The following is a 21,632-nucleotide window of genomic DNA, read 5'->3' on the forward strand; positions in this document are numbered from 1 at the left end:
ATCGACTCCGAAAGTTCAACAGACCCTAGTAACCTTTGATGGAATAATCGACGGTAAATTCCATATTATCAATTCGGTGTACGATAGATTCGATCCGACCGTCAGAAAACAGGTTAAGATACCGGTACCCTGGCGCTTCAGTGCCGGCAGAGAAATCGCTTGAGCCAGGCTTAAATTGGACACAACTTGATGGACTGGCTATCCATTGACAACCATTAATATGCTTGTTGAACTCTTGGTGAACGTGGCCCCAAAGTACACCTTTAACTTGTGGATACCGTTCTAAAACTTCACAGAATTTATCGCTGTTTTTAAGGCCGATTTGATCAAGCCATTGGCTACCGACTGGCAGCGGTTGATGGTGTAAGCTCACCAGAGCATGTTTTTCAGGGTATCGTTTTAATGCTCGTTCGAGAAACTTAAGCTGTTCAACGGCCAAGTTACCATGAACTTTTCCGCGTACTGACGAATCGAGCAAAATAATTTGCCAGTGTCCTATCAGTAATTGTTTGGCAGAAAACACCTTATTGTTGCTTAGGTATAGCTCCATGGTTTCTGGATTATCGTGATTTCCGGAAAGCCAATAAGTCGGAATGCCCATTTCTTTAAAGTAATCAGCCAGATATTGGTATGACTCGGGAGAAGCATCTTGGGATAAATCACCAGTGGCCAGCAAAGCATCTGGACGCCATTCTTCTCTTTGTACTCGCTCACAGACAGCTTCGAAACTATCTCTGGTATTAAGACCGAGTAAACAACCTTCAGGATCCGCAAAAATATGGCTATCGGTCACCTGGACCAAACGCACAACATCCAACCTGCCAGGTTGTATTTCGTGGGGAATTTTTTCTACTTTAACACTCATAAACTGATCATAACTCCCTTAATCGTTTCCGGGCAGGCAAGCTCGCAGGCTTTCCCCCAGAAAACGGTTAATTTGGCGTTTTTCGTCCACAGGCTTGGTATTGCCGTTAATTTTTTCGTAAACCGCTTTTAAAGCCCCAGGACCGCTCCCCTCCATTACTTCCATCATTTTCACATCATGATAAAGACGAATTATCAATTGCATTTCTCGGGTAATTTTAAGCCTCGGAGAATCAATTGTTAACGTCATTGTCGTCGTATATTTTGCTAAATCGGTAATTTGGAACTTCAATTGAACAGCACTTGAAGCAACCTGCCATTGACTTTGTAATAGTTCAGCCTTTTCAGATTGATCGTTTAGTGTCACCAAATTGGGCATTAGTCTCGCTAAAAGCCAATAATTTAACTCACATTGAGATAAAAGCTCATTGAGATCGGGTTTATATGCTGCTTTTTGATTCGGCTTTTTCTCTGCCAGGGAGTAATTCATTCAGTTTCCGGTCCAACAAATAATCTTATTTTAGTCTAATTCTTGGTCAAATTTCGGTAATAGGTTGATATTCCCACATTTTCGCCGAATTTTCAGGTAATTTTGTGAACAATCTCAACTCAATTAGCTAAAAAAAGACTCTTTTTCGTGCCAGTGCAATTTCAACCATTGGAGCGAAATTAATGTCATTGCATTATTTATTTCGCCACCATCTAACATTTCGAAAGCTTTGCTGACTGGAATCTTGTGGATTTTAATATCTTCATTCTCTTCCTCAAGGCCAGCATATTCTGGTAACCGAGAAGCATCTATCTCGCCGAGATAAAGCCATATACGCTCAGTTGTTCCGCCGGGGCTAACAAGATACTCGCAAATTTTTGTGACATTCTTAACCTCACAACCGGCTTCCTCGACAGACTCTCGAAACACAACATCTTCTGGCTTTTCGTTTTCCTCGATAATACCAGCCACCAACTCAAGCAGCCAGGGATCGGCCTCTGTTTCGACAGCTCCGGGACGAAACTGTTCCACTAGTACCAACAAATTAGCGACAGGATCTAATAACAAAACTGCGGCTGCATGACCACGCTCAAAAACTTCGCGCTGAAACGGTTGACTCCAGCCGCCTTTAAACATTTCATAGCAAAAAGTATATCGATTCAATTCAAAAAAGCCCTGGTACATGCTTTCCTTTGCCAGCTTTTTATAATTCATTCTAATGGGATTCGACATTTGTTTTCTAACTCAATTTGTTACGCCATATCTCAAACCGATAATGTAACCGGATTTTTGATTGAAATAATTGCCTCAGATCATTGGCAATATTAAACAGCCTCAGGCAAAATAACCAGATAAAAAACGAGGACTTGTCGCATATATGAATATCGAAAAAGCAAGATTCAACATGATCGAACAACAGGTTAAGCCATGGAAAGTTCTTGACGAAAAACTACTAGGGGCAATGGCGACCATTCCGAGGGAAAAATTCGTTCCAGAAAGCTATCGTAATCTGGCCTATGCCGATATCGCGATTCCACTTGGCCATAATCAATCAATGCTAACTCCCAGAGAACTCGCTCGAATGATTCAGGGATTGGAATTAACGGGTGTTGAAAAAGTTTTGGAAATAGGTTGTGGCAGCGGTTATGCCAGTGCCCTTTTGTCGAAACTTGCTAGCAAAGTCTACAGCGTTGATATCATTTCAGACTTCGTCAAAAATTCACGCAAACGATTACGACAACTTGCTTTCTCAAATGTTGAAGTTGAAGAAGTCGATGCCGCCGATGGTTGGTTAGCACACGCCCCGTATGATGCAATACTCATTACCTCAGCCTTACCTCACCTGACAGAAACCATCAAAAGAAGCTTGAGCGCCAAAGGTCGAATAGCAACCATTTTAGGCTCAGCCGGTTCATACACGGCAACACTTTGCAAACCTGATGAACAAGGTCAATGGCAATCCACCCCTTTGTTTCCAATGGATGCAAAACCAATGATTAACACGGAACAGCCGAATCAGTTTGTCTTTTAATAAGAAAAATTCGCCCTCTAAAAAGGAGTTTTTGACCATCTCACCAATAGATTTTTCGTTCTTTAGACGAAAATATTTGTAAAATCCGTTTACAAATTCAGTAATTTACTAATAACTTAGGCCTAAGCGCTTTGTCATGAGGTGAGTTACAATACCAACACACCCAAAACTAAAGTCGACATTGCAACGTCTACTGTAGACGCGAGTGGTAGCTAGGAATAGTAAAGAACGGTAAATAGGAAATTTTTGAATACTGGAATTTTTGAGAACTGAAATTGTTGAATACCATCAATTTAATAAATCGCCATTTTTAACGACTAATTAAATAGGGTAATCAATCAGCTTCAAGTAATTAACATTAAAGTAGCAACGATAAAGTACAAATTAGGAACTACTGAGTAGAAAAGACTCTAATACAGCACCGCCGCGATAAATGCTTTTAAGCGACTTAAGCGGCATGAATAAAATTATGGGTTGATTAAGTTCAGCAATTTGAGTGACCAGAACAACTGACTATCAATAGGTAATAAAATGAAAAAACCGACTAAAACCGCATTGGCCATAGGCTTGCTTTTTTCTTCATCAAATCTGTGGGCGGATAGCCTGTTAGACATTTACAACCTGGCAAAAGATAACGATCCAAGTTATCTAGCCAGTGACGCAGGCAGACTCGCGACGAATGAGCGAGTTAACCAAAGCATGGCCGGATTATTGCCTCAGTTAAGTGCTAGTTGGAGTTACACCAAGAGTGATAGTGAATCTGAAGGCGTTACAACTGTTTTCGACGATCCTACAACGCCTGTTGATGAATCTGGAGTAACAAATTCAAACAACGAATCTGATGGTACCTCATCTGGATACTCTATTTCATTAAATCAAGAAATTTACAATCATTCCACCTGGCTAAGTTTAAGGCAGTCGGAAAAGCGTGCTTTACAATCGAACGTGAATCACGAAAGTTCCAAGCATGATTTGATTATCAGAGTTGCAGAAGCTTATTTTAACGTATTAGCAGCTCAGGATAGTGTTGACTTTTCAAAGTCGGAAACGGAAGCCGTGTCGAAAGAACTGGCACAAACCAAGCAACGTTTTGAAGTTGGTCTCATTGCAATGACAGATGTGCACGAAGCACAATCAAGGCATGATAGAGCAGTGGCAAACCAGATTAGTGCTCAAAACGCACTGGACAATGCCCATGAATCTTTACAACAGATAACCGGTCAATATCACTATGATTTGCTTGGTCTAAAACAGGAAATACCACTCAGAAATCCACAACCAGAAGATATCAAAAAGTGGGTAAAAGAATCGGAACAAAACAATGTTACCGTTAAGGCATCAAAAATTGGTCTGGAGATCGCTAAGCAAAGCATCTCTATTTCACAAGCAGGCCACTTCCCAACGGTTGGATTACAAGCGAGTTACTCGGATTCATCCTCAGATAACAACTCTGCAGGAACAAGCTTCCTTGGCGCGACCGTGGATACAAGCCGAACAAATTCAGATTCTGACGGTCAGAGCAGCTCAATCAGTTTGAATGTTAATATTCCAATTTTTTCTGGCGGCCGAACCAATTCTCAAGTAAAAGAAGCACAACAACTCTACCTTCAAGCGGCCCACAACCTTGAAGCCGATCATCGTCGTGCAGTGAGCGATACTCGTAGTTCTTATCTCGGTGTCGTCGCAGCGGTCAGTTCAGTTAACGCGTTAAAACAAGCAGTGATATCGTCTCAAAGCGCATTAGAAGCAACTCAGGCTGGCTTTGAAGTTGGAACCCGTACAATCGTTGACGTATTGCAACAAACTCAACAATTGTTCGACTCTAAGCGTCAGCATGCCAGAGCACGTTACGACTACATTTTGAACACTTTACGATTAAAGCGGGCAGCGGGACTGTTAGCAGAAGAAGATTTAGCCAAAATTAACCAGATGCTGCGTTAATTTCGCCTGAAATCAATTTAAAGGTCGGTTTCCTGAGCAATGTCACAGTGTGGCATTGCTCAAATTCCTCTCAACTGCAGACAAAATCTCCCCTTTCCCCTATAATCCCCCCAACTTATTTAAGCCCTGACTATTTAACTGATGGCCGGTAAAAAGAAAAAAACACCCGAAAATACCATTGCGCAAAACCGCAAAGCGAGACATGACTATTTTATCGAAGATACTTTCGAGGCTGGTCTCTCTCTGCTTGGCTGGGAAGTAAAGGCAATGCGTGAGAAAAAAGCCAACCTGACTGACGCTTACATCATTTTCCATAACGGCGAAGTTTACCTGCACGGCTGCCACGTATCACCTCTGATTACGACTTCAACCCATGTCACTGCAGAACCGACTCGTAATAGAAAGCTCTTATTACATGACGCAGAAATCGGTAAACTAATCGACGCCCAACAAAAAGATGGCTATACCATCGTTCCATTAAGCCTTTATTGGGTGAGAAATCTGGTTAAACTAAAGATAGGTACAGCCAAGGGTAAAAAACTACACGACAAACGCGCTACTGAAAAAGCGAAAGAATGGAATCGCGATAAGCAACGACTAATGAAAAATAATTTTAACTAACAGGCAGAGATTTAAAAATGAGCCCAATCTGGTTGCGATTATTAATTATCAGTTTATTAGCCAATATTATTATCGGTTGTCAGATGCTGGACAAAGGTACCACCGCTCCACCGAAAATTGATGATTTAAGTTTAAAAGCAATCGCGAATCAAAACCAACAAATTAGCCGTGCCATTGTACTACTCGAAAAAGGCGAAATCACCGAAGCCAACCAATTGATTGACGAAGTGCTAATTTTCAACCCGAAACACCCAACTGCGCTTTCAGTCAGAGAGCAATTGACTCAAAACGTCGAGTCAATCTTTAACACTCAGAGAAAAACAAACTATACCGTAAAATCTGGAGACACTCTGGGAGAAATTGCCGAGAAATGGTTGGGCAACTCACTCTTTTTTATTAGTCTTGCGCGCTTAAATAATATTGATAACCCTTCACTGCTTCAGCCAGGTACGGTGATCCAGATCCCGGTGACTGAAACCAGCGAAATTGTCGTTAAAGAAAAACGCCGCTCCACAGCCAATCTAAGATTACTTGAAGAGTATCGCAGCAAGCGTTCTTTTACCAAAGGGTTAAGAAAAGCCAATACTCTGTTCATCATTGATCAACACCTGGAACAATTGCTGCAAATCCAACAATTGATTTTAGATGGTTATGCAAAAGCTTCTATTTCAATTTCAGAACGAGAAAAAATGATATCAACAGTTAATGAAATCGCAAAAAGCAGCCGCAATGAAAAGCAACGCGCGCAATATCAGCGATTTATTCATGCACAAAGTCGATTATTATTTTTAGATGACGCCACATTATTGTTTGATGAGAAAAACTACCTACAAGCCGCCGATAAACTGGTAAAAGCGAAACAACTCGACAAAGATATCAATCGGCAAACCAGCGTATTCAGAATGGAAAAACTCCTCATTAACAAATTACATGAGCAGGCAGTAGTATTTTATCGAAACCATTCGTTGAAAAAAGCGCTGAGTCGCTGGGATCTTATTCTCCAGTTACAGCCGGCAAATGAATTAGCCAAAAAATATCGGCAAAGAACACAAAAATTGCTTAACAAGTTAAACCAGTATTAGATGGCATGAGCTTGCGCCAGAAACAGGAAATATAAAGTAGTGGAAAAAATTAAACGCAGCGCATTGGTTCCTTATTCTGCGCAACAGATGTACCAACTGGTTGACGACATAGAAAAATACCCAGAATTTGTTCCCTATTGTAAAAAATCTCAAATACATTCTCGCTCAGAAGCAAAGGTTTCCGCGACACTAGAAGTGGCTAAAAGTGGTATTGCAAAATCCTTTACCACTCAGAACCTATTAACGCCACATCAATGTATCGAAATGACCCTGGTTGATGGACCTTTTAAGCATCTTAAAGGCGGTTGGCATTTTACTCCGCTTTCAGAGGAAGCTTGTAAAATAGAACTCAATCTCGAATTTGAATTTGCTAATAAATTAGCATCATTTGCTTTTGCAAATATTTTTAATCAGCTAGTACAATCAATGGTTACCGCATTTACTGAAAGAGCAGAAAAGATTTATGGATAAGATAACAATCGAGTTAATCTACGCGCTTCCAGATAAACAAGAACTGCTCACATTAGACGTTGAAGAAGGAACTAATATTGGCGAAGCCATTGAATTATCAGGCATTTTAAATCAATACCCTGAGATTGATTTGGCGACTAATAAAGTTGGTCTTTTCAGCAAAGTATCGAAACTGGATCAATCCCTCAGGGAAGGTGATAGAATTGAAATCTACCGGCCGTTGATTGCTGATCCGAAAGAAATGCGACGCAAAAAAGCGATGGAGAAAAAAAAGTAAAGTCAGTCAATTAAAAAAATTAAACTGAACCGACCAATATATTTTTTTACCACCAGAGATATCTCATTGCTCACCTCTTTAAAACTAGAGATATTCATCTCACTACAAAATTAATCTGCAAATAATTTCATATCACACCAAAATAAAAAGCCAAAGGTTTCCCTTTTGTACTATGTTAAGTTTGCATTGAATAAAGCAGGCCTGAGTAATGCAAAACTCGTTTTGGGTAAAGGATCTTCTTTGCTCGTGAAAACCGATATTCAACATTTAGGAGAACAACATGGCAAACCCAATTGCACTTAACAATACTGACGATAACGTCAGTATTTCAGTAAAAAATTGTGATAACCAAATCGAAATCAAACTCAGCCCCGATGACCCGAAATTTTTTGGTACTGGAACGGTCTTTGTGGCTTCAGGAGATGGTTTTGCAACAGCACCCGATGCAGCACTACCTTTAAATAATTACCTGCGTAGCCTCAAGTCACTCAACCCAAATGCTAAAAGTGTTATTCTGACAGTGATAAGCAGTAACTTTGCCGGTGGTGGAAGTTTTTCTTATTCGATTACTGGATCAGGCGTTTCTTTGGCACCGGTGAACTATAACCTTTCCACCTACACCAGCCAGATGGACTCTTATAAAGTTAATCTTTATTAGAATAAGGAGTCGGAGCAATCCGCGCTTTTAAATATTATTCCCTCTCAGCTGAAATTTTGCTGAGAGGTTGTCACAACTTTTTGAGAAAAGCTACTCAACGTGTGGCCTTAACAAAAGCCCATCTGTGGTAACCATTAATTGATATTCTGCTTCGCCTTCAGCGCTAGCAAAACTCGCGGAACCATGCTCAACATCCAGTAAAAAAGAAAGTGCCGAATAATCCTCTCGCCATTGAGCAATCCCTTTATTACCTTTATTGTTTATTGCAAAAACCGTTCTTGGTTTATTTTGCTCGTCTTCCAGACTTTTGTATCGACCGGTTACCCGATCCAGACGGAATGCCGTATGAAGCCCGATGATATTGGTCCAGGGTTTCCACTTTAGAACATAAGCATCGACCAGTAGTTCATCTCCTTTCAAAACAAAAACCTGCTCCCTGCCGTCGGAAAAAATCATTCTCGCATGATAACTCTGCTCACCGGCCGGGCTCACTTTGACAGTTGCAACAGATTGCTCTCTAGTTAGCCCCTGGTAACCCTGAGTGCCAAGCACAATAATTGAAAGTGCACCGGTTAAACCGGCAAAAAAGAAAAAGCTAAGTAATCGTGAGACTGCACCTATTAATCGAATTTTTTTCAACTTTAAACATAATGAAAACAAATAGTAAATCGACAGCAATCCCGTTATGCCGGCAATAACGACCATAGGGTTTAAATACTCAACAACGGGCATATCTATTCCTTTTATTCTTTAGCGGAAGAATGCTTTTCACTTTCCGAAATAATATCAAGCTCAACCGTCTCATCTGCCGGACTAGCAGCTTGCCTTTTGTTTTTGACAACTGATGCTTTTTTAATAGTCACCATCTTTTTATCGACGTGCGTCTCAAATCTCTTTTCGATAAAATTTGCCAGACGATTAAACGCAGTAAATAGCTGGCCAACCTCGTCATTTCTTTCGCTCACTAAGCGAGCTTCCACCCGCCCCAACGACAGTTTATCGAGTGCCAGAGTGATCCTTTGATAGTCTTTCGAAGTTTGACGAGCTAACACCAATGTAATAATAAAAACCACAAACAAAGTGATCATCATAACCACCAACATAGCAACCAGAGTAGTTTTTGACGCAGAATACATCGAGTCGGCGCTAAAGCTGACATAAAGGTTGCCAATGGCTTTTTCGCCAAAGTTGATAGGCATTTCAATATCAAACAAAACTTTATTTTCAGCCAGCTCTCTCTGGTAAATTTGAGATTGATCTAACGACTGCTTTAGCTCTCTTGACTGCGGCGGAGAGAATTGTTTTCCGACCTCCTCGCTAATGGTTGAGGCAAGCACTTTGTTATTGACATCCATTACAAAAACGCTTTTCAGCTGCTCATTTTTACTCGACTCTAATACCAGTGCGTTCAGGCCGACATCATCACCTAACAATATTGGCTCAGAACTTTCAAATGCGATCATGCGAGCAATGGAACGCCCATAGTCAAAAGTAATTCCCGACAAAGATCGATATTGAACAAAGTAGACCACAGCCAAACTAATACACATTGCGACAAATACGACGCCGGCCATGATGCCGGTCCAACGCAATCTTAAAGAGACAAATTCTCGTTTTTCTCGCTTGCTTGAATCTCCCAACTTGGCGTGAATATTTTTTAATTCTGCAATAACCTGCGACGCATTTTGAAATCGCTTTTCTGGTTTTTTCCGTAGTAATTTTCGGCTTAAATCTCTGATATCGTCCTTAACTTTTTCTTCTTCTACCACAAGCGGCGGCGGCTTATCTTTGACAATCTGTTTGAACAGCTGCCCCAGATCATCGCTGACAAACGGTGGCAATCCCATCAACATGCGAAAGATTAATACGCCAAAGGAGTAGAGATCAGATCGATTATCAACGGACTGTCCCAGGACCTGCTCTGGCGCCATATACTCTGGTGTACCCAAAACTTTATCTGTTTTTTTACCAACATTCCCCAGAGTCTCATCGAGCTGAGCAATGCCAAAATCAGTTAGCTTAACGGTTTTTTTGTCTTTTAGTACGACAATGTTTCCAGGCTTAATATCACGATGCACCACACCTTGCTTGTGCGCGTAGTTCAACGCGCTAGACAATTGAATGGTCATTGCCAGCACGGTACGCAAATTGAGCTTTCCCTGCGCCTTTAAAACTTGTTCCAATGTGACCCCTTCAAGCAGCTCCATGCCAATATAGGGTTTATCATCGGCGATACCAACGTCAAAAATGGTCACAATTCCCGGGTGAGTGAGCTGTGCTGCCAGCCGCGCTTCCTTCACAAAAGCGCTACGATAATCGTTATCTTGAGCGAGTTCTTCTCGCAGTACTTTGATAGCTAGAAAACGGTCGAGTTGAGGGTCGTAAGCCTTGTAGACAAATGCGGTAGCACCGCGCCCAACTTCATGCAAAATACGGTAACGTCCAAGCGTTTTAGGGGGGTGAGCTCGATATTCAAAATTATCCGAAGCCTTTTCAGACACGTCGGCAGGAGCTTGTGAATGACTGTTTGGCATACCCATCTATAAAATAAAATAGAGTAAACCACCAAAAGCGGCAACCAGGCCAACCGCAACTAAAACGAGAGCCAAGTTTTTACTGGTGCTTTTTTTTGCGAGTGGTTCATCAATTAATGTGAATACAAATTCGGCGCCGGCAAAAGCCACACGATCACCGGGTGTAATTGTCTTTTCGACAATCTTTTCACCGTTAACAAAAGTACCATTCGATGAAAGCAAATTAAGTACCTTCCAGTTTTCGCCATCTCTGATGATGTGCGCGTGCATGGCCGATACACTGGATTCGTTCAACGATATATCACTGTTCGGTCTTCTACCAACCTCTAATTTGTTTTTAGAAAGCACAAACTTCTGCCCGGTTACATTATTACTGACACCAATTAACGCCGGTATCGTCGCACTAACCGACTGAGATTCCGCAATTTCTGCGGCAATCATTTTATTGACCTCGTCAAGCTCAAAAACCTGGGTGCCTTGTGGTCCCATCGATTTTTCCCGATCGTCTTTATTCGTCATCTTAGGCCCTTGATAAAATTTATTATTAACTAACCCAAACTGCGTTTACTTAAATATTGACTTCAATTTTTCCCAAAGAGACAACTCACCAGTCACCGGAGACTCAACCAAAATGATGCTGATATTATCTTTTCCACCTTTGCTTTTCGCCAAATCAACTAAAGCGGCCAGCTTTTCGTCATTACTAGAACTCTGCTTTAGTACAGATACTATTTCAGATTCTTCCACATCGTCGGTTAACCCGTCGCTGCATAATAATATTTGTTGATTGCCTTGCCAGCGCCCCTGGTAAGTATCAACTTGAACATTTTTTATTTCAACTGATCCCAAGCACTGTGTGATCATATGCCGCTGAGGATGCTGTTTGGCATCTTCGCGTGTTATCAACCCTGAATTGATTAATCTTACGATAAGCGAGTGATCTTCAGTAAGCTGCGTCAATCGCTTTTTTTTGATTTCCCACAAATAGGCTCGACTGTCACCCACCCAAGCGATCTCAAACCCTTCGCGCAATGAGATAAGTGCAACCACCGTTGTTCCCATTCCCGATTGCCCAACGCCTTTTTCTCCAGCCTCAACCACTTTCAGGTGAGCTGTTTGAATGGCTTGCGGTAATAGACCTGTCTTACTAAATTCGCTGGATATTGTTTTCGCCGCTAATTGACTGGCGACCTCACCACAGGCATGCCCCCCCATGCCATCAGCAACCAACCAGAGCCGATCACTCACAAATAGGGTATCTTCGTTCAATTCTCGCACACAGCCCACGTCGCTGATATGTGCATAATTACAATTATTTTGGCGAGTGCTGTCCATCAGTCCCATTAAAATCGGTAATTAATTCATATATTTATTGTTTATTTCTCACGTTTGCAGTCCTAAGTGTGGCATAAATTATCGGTTGTTTCGAGAAATATATCTGAACCAACTGCTGAGAAAGAGCCGCGAAAATGAGCGATTGGTGGACAAGTGAGCAGAAGTAGACGGAACATCGCGCTAACAGAATGGCGATTGACATAAAATTTGACAACAAATTCCTAATTTTATTGAGTATTTCGTTTGTTCAAAGCCCTGAGTATGGCATAATTTGCGCTTGCTTTAAGTAAAGTTAGTCAGTGCTAATCGCTTAAAGCGATGACAATCTGAAATGCGGCGACTATATTGCTCAATTTCTAACCAATTAGATTGTTCATTCAAAACTTTAGTTTTTAAAATCTTTTGGGGGCGACATGGCTTCGACGAGGGTTACAAAACTTTAGGTGCATGCCGAGGTGTCAGCGAACCTCGTACCCACTAGCTGAAAAATGATAGTTGCAAACGACGACAACTACGCTTTAGCCGCTTAAGGCTAACTGTTACTCCCGAGCGTCACCGGTAGGGAAATAACAGTCACTTACGGAGACTCGCGTGTAAGGGTGTTTGCCCCCCAAGCGTTAAAACCAAGCAAACTCGCCTTCGACCTCCTGTTAGTCGGAACAGTTGAGGGTTAACTTATAGACTAACTAAGCATGTAGTACCAAGAGCAGCGGATTTTCGGACGCGGGTTCGATCCCCGCCGCCTCCACCAAATCAATCAGGTTTACCATTAGGTAAGCCTTTTTTGTTTTATGAGATATCTGTTAAAGTTAAACTAAACACTTTGCCAAGATATGAGTTCAATTAAGTGACTAAATTTACTTTTCTTAATGCACTTGATAACGATATTCAATTATCTCTGCTCAATCAGCTAAGAGATATTTGGACTCATACTTCAACCGCACTTGAAGGCAATACTTTAACTCTAGGTGAAACAAAGTTCGTCATAGAAGAAGGGCTAACCGTGTCGGGAAAGCCTTTAAAAGATCACCAAGAAATAGTCGGTCACGCCAGAGCCATTGAATTAATCTACAAACTGATAGAAAACCCAATCACTCAATCCGATTTATTCGAATTGCATAAAGCCGTTCAAACAAGTGTTGTATCGGATATTTATAAACCGGTTGGTGCTTGGAAAGCAGAACCTAATGGCACATATGCAATTGGCGAAGATGGAAAACAAGAGTTTATTGACTACTCTGCTCCAGCTCACGTGCCCAAATTAATGCAGGAGTGGCTCGCAGAACTTAATCGTTTATGCAGTTCCTCACTCGATTTAACAACCGCAATCAATGCCTACAGTCAATTGCATATGGGATTTGTTCATATTCATCCATTTTGGGATGGAAATGGTCGAATGGCTCGTCTACTTAGCAACCTACCGTTACTTAAGTCGGGACATGCTCCATTAGTTATTCAACAATCTAGACGACAAGAATACATTCAGCTGCTTTCTCAATTTCAGTTACAAACAGGTGTATTAGATTCTGCAACTGGAGTATGGCCGGATTTAGCGGAGTTAACTCAGTTTCAGAACTTTTGTGAAAGTTCGTATCAAACTACGACCGAGTTGATAGAGAATGCTAAAGCACAGCAAGCGAAAAGGAAAAGCTGAGAGTGATTTAGTGAGCCTGGTTTCACCGGTAAATCTTATAGCAATATTCTAAACTAGCAATTTCACTTTAAACACATCAACTATTAAGTATTATAAACAGACTGTCTATTTAAAGTTCTTCTAAACACTTTTGGATTAAGCCTATCAAACAAAGTCAAGTTCATCTGATCCCTTTGATTGTTCTTCGTCAAGACTCCAACGCTTTATCCCAACGAAATTTCTCTGCTAGAAGTAAAAACTGTTTTTATATTGATCAAGCAACTTGACCCCTTAATTTTTTGACGGGTTAATTAATTGTTATTGTCGCTTTTTGCAAGTGTGTTGGCGCGATTCACTAGTGAATGAATATTTTTACTGCAATACCATTGGAAAAAAGAAAAACAAATTACGCCCGATATGAAATCCTTCGCATGCTCGAGTTAACAATACTTAATACCTGATTGGATTAAACAAAGCTATTCAGTGCAGGTGTTGGTTCAACAGATATTTAAACTGGCAGCATCAACTTCAACCATTATGGATATGCAAAAAATACTTTTTAGAAAATTAAACATGAGATAAGCACTATGAGCATAAAAACTATATTAATTACAGGCTGTAGTACGGGTATTGGTCGTACTACAGCAAAATACTTTCAAGGAAAAGGTTGGAACGTGGTCGCCACCGTTCGCAGTAACCCTGAAGCAGATACTGAGCTAAACGCACTTAACAATACACTTGTTACTAACTTGGATGTGACCAAAGAAGACACCATCCAGTCTGCTATTGCGAAGACTATTGAGCAATTTGGCAAGATAGATGTGTTGCTCAACAACGCGGGGTATGGTTCCTATGGCATTCTCGAAGCGACGCCTGAGCAAGCGATACGTATGCAGTTTGATGTCAACGTAATTGGCACTCTACTGGTTACCAAAAATGTATTGCCTTATATGCGCAAAGAAAAAGACGGCCTCATCATCAACATTTCATCAATGGGTGGCAAAATATCCTTCCCAATGGGCACACTATATCACGGCTCAAAATTTGCTGTAGAAGGCATGAGTGAAGCCTTATCGTTTGAATTAGAAGCCATTGGGGTTGGAGTAAAATTGATTGAGCCTGGCATGATTAATACGAATTTTGCCGAAACCGTTGGGGCGGGGTTCAATGTTGACCCTTCGCAAACCGAATATACTGCATTTGCTGGCAAGGTGATGAAAGGCTTGGAAACTGCCAACAGCTATCATTCTGAGCCCATTTTGGTTGCAAAAAAGATTTATGAAGCCGCAACCGATGGCAAGAAACAGCTTCGCTACATTGCCGGTGCCGATGCTGAACAAATTATCACAGCGCGTAAACAGCTAAACGACGATGACTACATAGCGCTGATCAAGCAAAACATGGGTTTGTGAGTATGAGCTATACAAACAACAAACAGGTTGGCATGTGCTATATATGTTTACTAATCGTATTTATACCAATTGATTGCGCTAACCCTGCGCAGCGAACAAACCGCATCTGCAGCGCACCCAATAGGAGAGCATTATGATTATGACCGCGCAACAAGCCTTCGACAGTCTCAACCCGGCAGCTTGGGCAAACACGCCTGTAGTTGAAAAACTGGCGTTAATTGAGCAAATTCAAGCGAATTTAACCACTTACGCTAACCAGTTGGGCGAAGTTGATGCCAAAATGAAAAATGCTCTTATTGGCGAGAATAAACTATCCATCGCCGAATGCATGGCGACAACGGTTATGCCAATGGCGGGCGCATTAAAAGGTATTGAGAACCTGTATGAATCTCTTGTTCTTGGCAAAATGCCTGAAGCCATAAGCGTTAACAAGGTGAATGCTGATACCTATGCCGTAGAAGTGTTCCCGGTTTATAAAAAAGACAAGTTGGTGGCGCAGAAACAACGTGGTTTTTTGCACGTTACCGGTGAACCCAAGCAGACCAATCCAATGGACAAGCCGGCTGGCGTAATCGCAATCTATGGCGCAGGCAATTACAGCTCTTCTATCGAAATGGTGATGGCCCTATTCTTGGAAAACAAAGTGACCCTGCATAAACCACATGCACTCAATGAGGCGACCGATGCGGTGTGGGAAAAGATTTTTGCACCATTGATTGAACTCAAGGCCGTTGCCTTTTGCAAAGCTGACCAAGGGCGAGAAATGTCAGAACTTGAGGGGTTGCACGCTATCTATTTCACTGGTTCTACCGGCGTTGCGCATGCCATTCAAAATCAAGCCAAGGCGCCTTTGGTGTCTGAGTGCGGTGGAAACAATCCTTGTATCATAGTGCCAGGCAAATGGTCAGACAAAGACATTAAGCGCCAAGCCATTCAATTGGCGTCAGTTGGCAAATTGAACGGTGGAGCGGTTTGCGGCCGTCCACAGACGATTATTACCTCAAGAAACTGGCCACAGCGCGAGCAGTTTTTGAATGCGCTGCGTCAAGCGATATCCAAGCAAACCTTTGCTTGTAGCACACACTACCCGAATGTTGACGAAACAAAAGCACAGTTCCTTGAAAATCAACCCACTGCTGAAACTCTCAAACCTGAAAATGGCGAGCATATAGCCAGTGAATTTATATTCATTCCAAACATTAAAGAAGACGATTTTGCGGTCACCAATGAAGCCTTTTGCCAGATTTATAGTGAAATTTCATTAGACGTAAGTACGGATACTACCGAGTTTCTGGATAAGGCAACTGATTTCTGCAACAACAAACTGTTAGGCTCGTTAGGTTGTATGATTTTAATCGACAACGACACTATGAAAAACCATCATGGACGCTTAAACCAAGCGATTGCCGAGCTAAACTACGGCGGCATTGCGGTGAATGATGTGCCGCCCAACATTTGGCTAAATCCATATCTCACTTGGAGCGGTTGTGGCGAAACCATTGAAAACTTCGTATCGGGAGTGGGCAACTTTGGCAATGCATTCAATATTGAGAATGTGAAAAAATCAGTCATTTTGAATGATTTTACCGCCACCAGTTTTGAGCTCACCAATCGTAGAGCAACAGAGAATTTATTAGAAAATGCATCTTACTTTTCTATCGATCAAAGCTGGGGGCGCTTCGCCAAGCTGGCAGGTCAAATGATGGTAGATAGCTTTAAGAAAAAAGACTTCTAGCGAAGCATGTGGTAGACGAATATGGTGGGTTACGAAAGAATCGTAACCATCTGCTACGTTTATTCTGTTAATTTATTTGCTGGCTGTAAAGGTTATGAATTTTAAACAAATTTTACAAATATGGCTGAAGGGGGAATTGCTGCAAGGCAAACTGATGATCGTTATCGGCGTGCTTTTGTTACTGGCTATTGCCATTTTTCATAGCCAAAATGAGCTACTTCGAGGAACGTTTTTGCCGCTCGGGCTGTTGGTATAATGAATCAAAAATACATACTGGATGTGGGCTGGTTATTACTGCTCAATGACCTAAAAATTGCCCCCCAAGACGCACTTAAGAAAGCTCAGCTTCCCGAAAGCATGATGCGTGACCACCAGTTGGAGTTAACGGCAACGGAATACTATCGCTTGTGGGAATCTCTTGTCACCACGAGCGAGGATTCTTCTTTTCCCCTAAAAGTTGTACAGACAATATCCCCCGAAATGTTCAATCCCCCCATTTTTGCTGCACTTTGCAGTCCAAACTTTGCTGCAGCTATTCAACGCTTAAAACAATACAAGCCTTTAATAGGCCCAATTAAGCTGAATATTGCTGAAGAAAAGTCGAGTGATGCTAAGACAGAAAAAAATACGGTCATAACGCTTACTGGACTTCCGAAAGAACAACCGTTACCGATTTGGATATCGTTATTTGAGCTACTATTTATAGTACATTTACTACGCATGGGAACTCGGGAGAAAGTAATTCCTGTTAAGGTAGAATTGGCACACGACTTAACAAGTTTGCCTAGCCTCGATGACTACAGTGAATTTTTAGGTGTAAAAATGGAAAGTAGCAATGCTACTCGTCTTGTTTTGAGCCACACCAGTATGCAACTGCCATTCAAGACAGTGAATAAAGGCATTTTGCAAGCGTTTGAGCCTGGGTTAGCCGTACGTTTAAATGAGCTGGGCAAGTCCGCACCTTTTAAACAACGTGTTCGGGCCTATCTATTTGAAACAATTGCCAGTGGTGGTGTTTCCATGCAAACCTCAGCATCTCAGCTCGCCGTTAGTCCACGAACTATGCAGCGTAGATTAAAGAACGAAAATACCAGTTTTCAGAAAGAACTCGCCGCTGTCCGTAAAGACTTGGCTATGCATTATCTAAACAAAACAAAATACAGCAGTTTGGAAATTGCATTTTTACTCGGTTACGACGATCCTAACTCATTTTTCAGAGCGTTTAATCAATGGACGGGCCAGACTCCCGAAGCGGTGCGCAAGGGATAAGGGATCAGGTCACTCTTTTAACAATGAACTGTGAATTTCTACTACTACAATAAACAGACTGTCTATTTAAAGTTGCACAGTGAACTTTCAAGTCACTCAAGGAAGAAACTTTATGGCAGTCGCCAGACGGAACCTGGTGGATAAAGAAACTCAGGGCTCTTACCACTGTACCAATCGATGGAACAATCTTAGGCACATTTGGAATTTTTTGGCTTGAGTAACGTTTTTGTTTACTTTAAAAGGAGATTTTAATGAGCAAGAATATTAAACGAAGCCATTTTATTACTTATGGCCTGCTGTTTGGATTTATTATCGGCTTATTTCTGGACTTATATGAATCCACAATTTTTGGCGACGTTGGTCTCGGCATTGTGTATGGCCCAATGATCGGGATTATTCTAGGGTCTTTTCTTGGAAGCTATTTATATAACCGGCATAACAATACTAATTCAGATTAAAAATGATATAACCAATCAAAGCAGCATATATGAAACTCGTAATGCTGTTTTGAGCGTTATACGAATTGGGTTATGGGCGAAATTAATAAGGTTGAATGCCATAAATGCAAATTTCCGAATGAATTTTATATGTCTGAAGGTTGATAAACAGACTGTCTAATTAAGTTTTTTTCATCGAGGCTACTTACTATTTAACAGAGTATCTACCGAGCTAATTTTTTGGATATCTTTGAATCCATGAGTTCAATCTTTTTTGAGCTTCTTCGCTCTCAGGCTCAACTTGCCTTGCTTTACGATAAAAGAAATTCGCTTTGTCATGCTCCTTCAACTTTTCATAACATTCCGCAATACACCAATAAGGAGTGGCCGAATTTTGAATCAACTGTATGGTTTTTTTCAAACCAGTTTATTGCTTTCAAATAATCTTTTTTTCGATAAAAAATATTGCCTATATAAAGGTGAGTCCATGGGTCGCTATCATCTAGCTCTAAGGATTTTATAAACGCACCATGCGCCTTTTCAATTTCCTTTATATTTATATAACTCTTTCCTAATCTTTGATAGGTATCTGCACTTTTACCTTTAACTGAAATTTCTTCTAACAATTCGTCAACTTTGCCCAACTGAACTCTCCGATAACTAATTAAGTTACTTTTACAAAACAGGCTAACCTTTAGCTCTCGTTGATTTTCTTTAAAAGAGTATCGTATTCTATAGATTCAGCAATATTTTTAAACCTCTTCATCTCATCAAATGTTTCATCAGTTTTACCTTGTTCCCATAAAAAAATCAGATGGACACTCAATTGATAGTCATTCTCTCACAGAAATAACTGTCATTCACCGATAGCTTTATCAGCTTCTCAAGATTGAGATATTTTCATTTTCTTTTCACAATGAGCTTTCAACTCAATCATGGAAGATACTTTATGGCAGTCGACAGACGGAACCAGGCGGATAAAGAAACACCGGGCTTTTATCACTGTACCAAATCCCATAAACAGACTGTCTATTTTTGGTTTAACCTCGCAAAAAACCAGGAATCTCCCCTTATTTTCAGGGTTTCAAATATTTCCAGAGTTATCTTTCAACTCTCAACCTAATTAGATCATTTTGGACCGGAGCATCAATAGTTGACACTAGCTGGCTTACAGATTCATCCAGCGAAAAATACATACTATCAACAGGTATAATCGCGGAAATATCATCTGTATTGAGGTCTCGACTAACCAAAATTTTAGTATCACCAACTGAATCCACGTAGTAAAGCTTTTCATCAATGACATCAAAGGAAGTTGAGCGAAACAACGGAAAAGATACTTCAAATAGTTTTGTGATTTCTCCTAGTGACGTTCTTCTAAAAAGAGTTGGCTGTTTTGATTTGTTTATATAATCAAAATAATAGATGTCACCACTGTGGGTAGTTTTGGGCATAAAACCGTCTACGACTTCCGTTCGCTTAAAGCCATCACTAATCGAATAACTAACGACTTTAACTCGACTATCTTCCTTAATGGCGGCAATGAGTTTAGTATCGTCAAACGTGAAGGAAAGGCCAATTGTTGTGATATTTTTACGCAGGTAGAGTTCACCAGTATTATCAATTACATTTAGTTGACTATCTAACATGAACGCGATGTATTTACCATTTGAAGATATCGCCAGGTCCAAAACCTGATCACGCTCGCGAAATCGTACAAGTGGTGTAATGTGCCGGTCTCTTGCCAATAATAACTGATGTTTACCGTCTCTGGTTGAAACAAATACCACATCTCCAGACTTTTTAGCCATTGCCATCTTATGATCTAATGCAGAAGACGATAAACTATTGTCTTTTTCTCTACTTGATAAATCGTATTTAACGATGTCCTTATCCTTAATTTTTCCAGAAACAAAACCAACACTATTTTCGCCTATCGCAAATGGAAAATATAACGATGTATTATTTAGTCTCTTCAGTTTTGTAGCTAAACCACTAACATTAACAATCTCAAACTCATTATCTCCACGCGCAATTATATTTTCAGCATTTAGCCAAGCGACTGAAAATAATGGATGGGGATAAGACTTTAACAAATAGTCTTTTTCATTTAGAAAGTCATATATCCTTAACTCGCTTCCAGTTCCTTGAGTAATTGACTGCCTCAAATAGGCTATTTTCTTCGATTTGTTATGATAAAACAAACTGTAATCGCCATGCACTGATTCATTCGGAGAAGTTATTTTCGTTCTCTTGTTGGTGTTCAGGTCTAATTCCTCAATTCCATTGGGTTTGTTGATTCCTTGTGGTAACGATATCAATAGAGATGTTTCTGACCTCCATTGAGGAGTTCTGGCGAAGTTTTTAATTGAGCAATCTAATACATTTCGAGGATTTAGAATAGATAGACTTTCTGAAACAAATGTAGCCACCATAACGCTGCAATATTTTTTATAATCTGTTTTTACCCAAGCAATCTTATTTCCTAAAGGAGAGAATGCTGGCTCAGTATTATGCTCCCCATGCTTTCCTGTAATCAGTGTTTTAATTTCACCAGTATTTAGCAGGTTATCTCCATCTAATCGTTTTGCCTTAAGATACCAAGTCGGACTATTGTAGGCCTTATGAGTAAATAGTAAAAACTTCCCATCAGCTGAAACCGCAGCTCTTTGGACTTCTCCCTTTATGTCGGTAACGGACTCGCTTTCAACAATAGTATAGTCATACGAGCTTTCTTGATGTTTGAAAGAAAAGGCTAATACCGAAATTGATATCAATAAAGATAAAGTCAATGTAGCAAAATTAAATCTTCGAAGCCTTCCTCTCTGCTGTTCTGTTTGGAAATGAAACACAACTTTTGGCTTAATCGAAAACAGATTCGTAGAAGGGTTATCAATGATTTTCCAAGGACGAGAATCCCCCAGTTTTTTTCGAAGTGTAACGATCACCTGGTAAAAACGAGTTTCAGGGACCTCTTTGTTACCCCAAAGTAACTGGCAAAGTTCCTTTCTAGTAACAGAGCGATGGTGGTTTTCAATGAAGTAGTCAAAAACTATTTTTGACTGGCCAGAGATAATAGTTGTTTTACCGTTATTTTCAATTTCTGATGACTTAGGGTTATACTTGATATTTCCAACAGAGATAAACTCTACTACCTTGTTGTCTCTCCTTTGAATATTATATTGTTCATAGAGTTTTTCTTTTGTCGTCACTACATATTTTCCCTAATAAATACTTGAATATTTTCCACGGAGATATACAACCTCTTGTCACTTTATATTCTGCGCGCGTATACTCTAACATGATTTTTTTTGACGGACTACATTCGGAAAAAACCGGAGT

General features: G+C 40.6%; 21 protein-coding genes and 1 other RNA gene. 13 read left to right on the forward strand and 9 right to left on the reverse strand.

Annotated features, from left to right (window positions below):
- Positions 1-25: 25 nt before the first annotated feature.
- From cpdA to FLL46_RS14350, 3 genes are all read right to left on the reverse strand, one after another.
- Positions 26-865, reverse strand: coding sequence for a 3',5'-cyclic-AMP phosphodiesterase (gene cpdA, locus FLL46_RS14340; RefSeq protein WP_142894527.1), 840 nt, complete (start codon positions 863-865; stop codon positions 26-28).
- 18 nt (positions 866-883) lie between these two features.
- Positions 884-1,354 carry a DUF1249 domain-containing protein gene (locus FLL46_RS14345; protein WP_142894529.1) on the reverse strand — a complete coding sequence of 157 codons (471 nt, stop codon included), beginning with the start codon at positions 1,352-1,354 and terminating at the stop codon, positions 884-886.
- Between the two features lie 123 nt (positions 1,355-1,477).
- The gene (locus FLL46_RS14350; RefSeq protein WP_142894531.1) at positions 1,478-2,086 is read right to left on the reverse strand and encodes an NUDIX domain-containing protein; all 609 of its coding nucleotides are present in this window, start codon (positions 2,084-2,086) and stop codon (positions 1,478-1,480) included.
- A 145-nt stretch (positions 2,087-2,231) separates the two neighbouring features.
- Here FLL46_RS14350 and FLL46_RS14355 point away from each other — a divergent pair, with 145 nt between their 5' ends.
- The 7 genes from FLL46_RS14355 (at position 2,232) to FLL46_RS14385 (ending at position 7,935) form a co-directional block, all read left to right on the forward strand.
- Positions 2,232-2,885 carry a protein-L-isoaspartate O-methyltransferase family protein gene (locus tag FLL46_RS14355; RefSeq protein ID WP_142894533.1) on the forward strand — a complete coding sequence of 218 codons (654 nt, stop codon included), beginning with the start codon at positions 2,232-2,234 and terminating at the stop codon, positions 2,883-2,885.
- Positions 2,886-3,416: 531 nt separating this feature from the next.
- Positions 3,417-4,826, forward strand: a complete 1,410-nt coding sequence (locus FLL46_RS14360) for a TolC family outer membrane protein (RefSeq protein WP_142894535.1) — start codon at positions 3,417-3,419, stop codon at positions 4,824-4,826.
- Positions 4,827-4,967: 141 nt separating this feature from the next.
- Positions 4,968-5,447 (forward strand): SsrA-binding protein SmpB, encoded by a 480-nt coding sequence (gene smpB, locus FLL46_RS14365; protein WP_142894537.1) that lies wholly within the window; start codon positions 4,968-4,970, stop codon positions 5,445-5,447.
- A 17-nt stretch (positions 5,448-5,464) separates the two neighbouring features.
- Positions 5,465-6,529, forward strand: a complete 1,065-nt coding sequence (locus tag FLL46_RS14370) for a LysM peptidoglycan-binding domain-containing protein (RefSeq protein WP_142894539.1) — start codon at positions 5,465-5,467, stop codon at positions 6,527-6,529.
- A 39-nt stretch (positions 6,530-6,568) separates the two neighbouring features.
- Entirely contained in the window at positions 6,569-7,000 is a 432-nt protein-coding gene (locus FLL46_RS14375) for a type II toxin-antitoxin system RatA family toxin (protein ID WP_168204166.1), read from the forward strand.
- The gene (locus tag FLL46_RS14380) at positions 6,993-7,277 is read left to right on the forward strand and encodes an RnfH family protein (RefSeq protein WP_142894541.1); all 285 of its coding nucleotides are present in this window, start codon (positions 6,993-6,995) and stop codon (positions 7,275-7,277) included. Before FLL46_RS14375 ends, FLL46_RS14380 begins: the two co-directional genes overlap by 8 nt.
- A gap of 280 nt (positions 7,278-7,557) precedes the next feature.
- Positions 7,558-7,935: a hypothetical protein gene (locus FLL46_RS14385; RefSeq protein ID WP_142894543.1), complete on the forward strand. Its 378-nt coding sequence runs from the start codon at positions 7,558-7,560 to the stop codon at positions 7,933-7,935.
- A gap of 90 nt (positions 7,936-8,025) precedes the next feature.
- Here FLL46_RS14385 and FLL46_RS14390 read toward each other — a convergent pair whose 3' ends face one another.
- The 4 genes from FLL46_RS14390 to FLL46_RS14405 are packed head-to-tail and all read right to left on the reverse strand — an operon-like array spanning position 8,026 to position 11,804.
- Entirely contained in the window at positions 8,026-8,667 is a 642-nt protein-coding gene (locus tag FLL46_RS14390) for a hypothetical protein (RefSeq protein ID WP_142894545.1), read from the reverse strand.
- An 11-nt stretch (positions 8,668-8,678) separates the two neighbouring features.
- The gene (locus tag FLL46_RS14395; protein ID WP_168204167.1) at positions 8,679-10,469 is read right to left on the reverse strand and encodes a serine/threonine protein kinase; all 1,791 of its coding nucleotides are present in this window, start codon (positions 10,467-10,469) and stop codon (positions 8,679-8,681) included.
- Positions 10,470-10,475: 6 nt separating this feature from the next.
- Positions 10,476-10,988 (reverse strand): FHA domain-containing protein, encoded by a 513-nt coding sequence (locus FLL46_RS14400; protein WP_142894549.1) that lies wholly within the window; start codon positions 10,986-10,988, stop codon positions 10,476-10,478.
- 45 nt (positions 10,989-11,033) lie between these two features.
- On the reverse strand, positions 11,034-11,804 hold the full coding sequence (locus tag FLL46_RS14405) for a PP2C family protein-serine/threonine phosphatase (protein WP_168204168.1): 771 nt from the start codon (positions 11,802-11,804) through the stop codon (positions 11,034-11,036).
- A 404-nt stretch (positions 11,805-12,208) separates the two neighbouring features.
- Between FLL46_RS14405 and ssrA the strand changes: the two genes are divergently transcribed.
- The 6 genes from ssrA to FLL46_RS14435 all read left to right on the forward strand — a co-directional run bounded on the left by ssrA (position 12,209) and on the right by FLL46_RS14435 (position 18,311).
- Positions 12,209-12,555: a transfer-messenger RNA gene (gene ssrA / locus FLL46_RS14410) on the forward strand.
- A gap of 96 nt (positions 12,556-12,651) precedes the next feature.
- Complete coding sequence (locus FLL46_RS14415; RefSeq protein ID WP_142894553.1) at positions 12,652-13,458, forward strand: Fic family protein; 807 nt, start codon at positions 12,652-12,654, stop codon at positions 13,456-13,458.
- A 566-nt stretch (positions 13,459-14,024) separates the two neighbouring features.
- Entirely contained in the window at positions 14,025-14,849 is an 825-nt protein-coding gene (locus FLL46_RS14420; RefSeq protein WP_142894555.1) for an SDR family oxidoreductase, read from the forward strand.
- Between the two features lie 133 nt (positions 14,850-14,982).
- Entirely contained in the window at positions 14,983-16,584 is a 1,602-nt protein-coding gene (locus FLL46_RS14425; protein WP_210418712.1) for an aldehyde dehydrogenase family protein, read from the forward strand.
- Between the two features lie 255 nt (positions 16,585-16,839).
- Positions 16,840-17,853, forward strand: a complete 1,014-nt coding sequence (locus FLL46_RS14430) for an AraC family transcriptional regulator (RefSeq protein ID WP_142894557.1) — start codon at positions 16,840-16,842, stop codon at positions 17,851-17,853.
- A 251-nt stretch (positions 17,854-18,104) separates the two neighbouring features.
- Complete coding sequence (locus FLL46_RS14435) at positions 18,105-18,311, forward strand: hypothetical protein (protein WP_142894559.1); 207 nt, start codon at positions 18,105-18,107, stop codon at positions 18,309-18,311.
- Between the two features lie 332 nt (positions 18,312-18,643).
- Here FLL46_RS14435 and FLL46_RS14440 read toward each other — a convergent pair whose 3' ends face one another.
- Positions 18,644-18,934, reverse strand: a complete 291-nt coding sequence (locus tag FLL46_RS14440; RefSeq protein WP_142894561.1) for a tetratricopeptide repeat protein — start codon at positions 18,932-18,934, stop codon at positions 18,644-18,646.
- A gap of 456 nt (positions 18,935-19,390) precedes the next feature.
- Entirely contained in the window at positions 19,391-21,502 is a 2,112-nt protein-coding gene (locus FLL46_RS14445; RefSeq protein ID WP_142894563.1) for a winged helix-turn-helix domain-containing protein, read from the reverse strand.
- Positions 21,503-21,632 lie beyond the last annotated feature (130 nt).

The sequence above is a fragment of the Aliikangiella coralliicola genome (assembly GCF_007004725.1).
GTDB lineage: Bacteria > Pseudomonadota > Gammaproteobacteria > Enterobacterales > Kangiellaceae > Aliikangiella > Aliikangiella coralliicola.

Bases quoted from the DNA above. Each gene is read 5' to 3' on its own strand.
- cpdA (WP_142894527.1), bottom strand. From the start codon at position 865: ATGAGTGTTAAAGTAGAAAAAATTCCCCACGAAATACAACCTGGCAGG.
- FLL46_RS14345 (WP_142894529.1), bottom strand. From the start codon at position 1,354: ATGAATTACTCCCTGGCAGAGAAAAAGCCGAATCAAAAAGCAGCATAT.
- FLL46_RS14350 (WP_142894531.1), bottom strand. From the start codon at position 2,086: ATGTCGAATCCCATTAGAATGAATTATAAAAAGCTGGCAAAGGAAAGC.
- FLL46_RS14355 (WP_142894533.1), top strand. From the start codon at position 2,232: ATGAATATCGAAAAAGCAAGATTCAACATGATCGAACAACAGGTTAAG.
- FLL46_RS14360 (WP_142894535.1), top strand. From the start codon at position 3,417: ATGAAAAAACCGACTAAAACCGCATTGGCCATAGGCTTGCTTTTTTCT.
- smpB (WP_142894537.1), top strand. From the start codon at position 4,968: ATGGCCGGTAAAAAGAAAAAAACACCCGAAAATACCATTGCGCAAAAC.
- FLL46_RS14370 (WP_142894539.1), top strand. From the start codon at position 5,465: ATGAGCCCAATCTGGTTGCGATTATTAATTATCAGTTTATTAGCCAAT.
- FLL46_RS14380 (WP_142894541.1), top strand. From the start codon at position 6,993: ATGGATAAGATAACAATCGAGTTAATCTACGCGCTTCCAGATAAACAA.
- FLL46_RS14385 (WP_142894543.1), top strand. From the start codon at position 7,558: ATGGCAAACCCAATTGCACTTAACAATACTGACGATAACGTCAGTATT.
- FLL46_RS14390 (WP_142894545.1), bottom strand. From the start codon at position 8,667: ATGCCCGTTGTTGAGTATTTAAACCCTATGGTCGTTATTGCCGGCATA.
- FLL46_RS14395 (WP_168204167.1), bottom strand. From the start codon at position 10,469: ATGCCAAACAGTCATTCACAAGCTCCTGCCGACGTGTCTGAAAAGGCT.
- FLL46_RS14400 (WP_142894549.1), bottom strand. From the start codon at position 10,988: ATGACGAATAAAGACGATCGGGAAAAATCGATGGGACCACAAGGCACC.
- FLL46_RS14405 (WP_168204168.1), bottom strand. From the start codon at position 11,804: ATGGACAGCACTCGCCAAAATAATTGTAATTATGCACATATCAGCGAC.
- FLL46_RS14420 (WP_142894555.1), top strand. From the start codon at position 14,025: ATGAGCATAAAAACTATATTAATTACAGGCTGTAGTACGGGTATTGGT.
- FLL46_RS14425 (WP_210418712.1), top strand. From the start codon at position 14,983: ATGATTATGACCGCGCAACAAGCCTTCGACAGTCTCAACCCGGCAGCT.
- FLL46_RS14430 (WP_142894557.1), top strand. From the start codon at position 16,840: ATGAATCAAAAATACATACTGGATGTGGGCTGGTTATTACTGCTCAAT.
- FLL46_RS14435 (WP_142894559.1), top strand. From the start codon at position 18,105: ATGAGCAAGAATATTAAACGAAGCCATTTTATTACTTATGGCCTGCTG.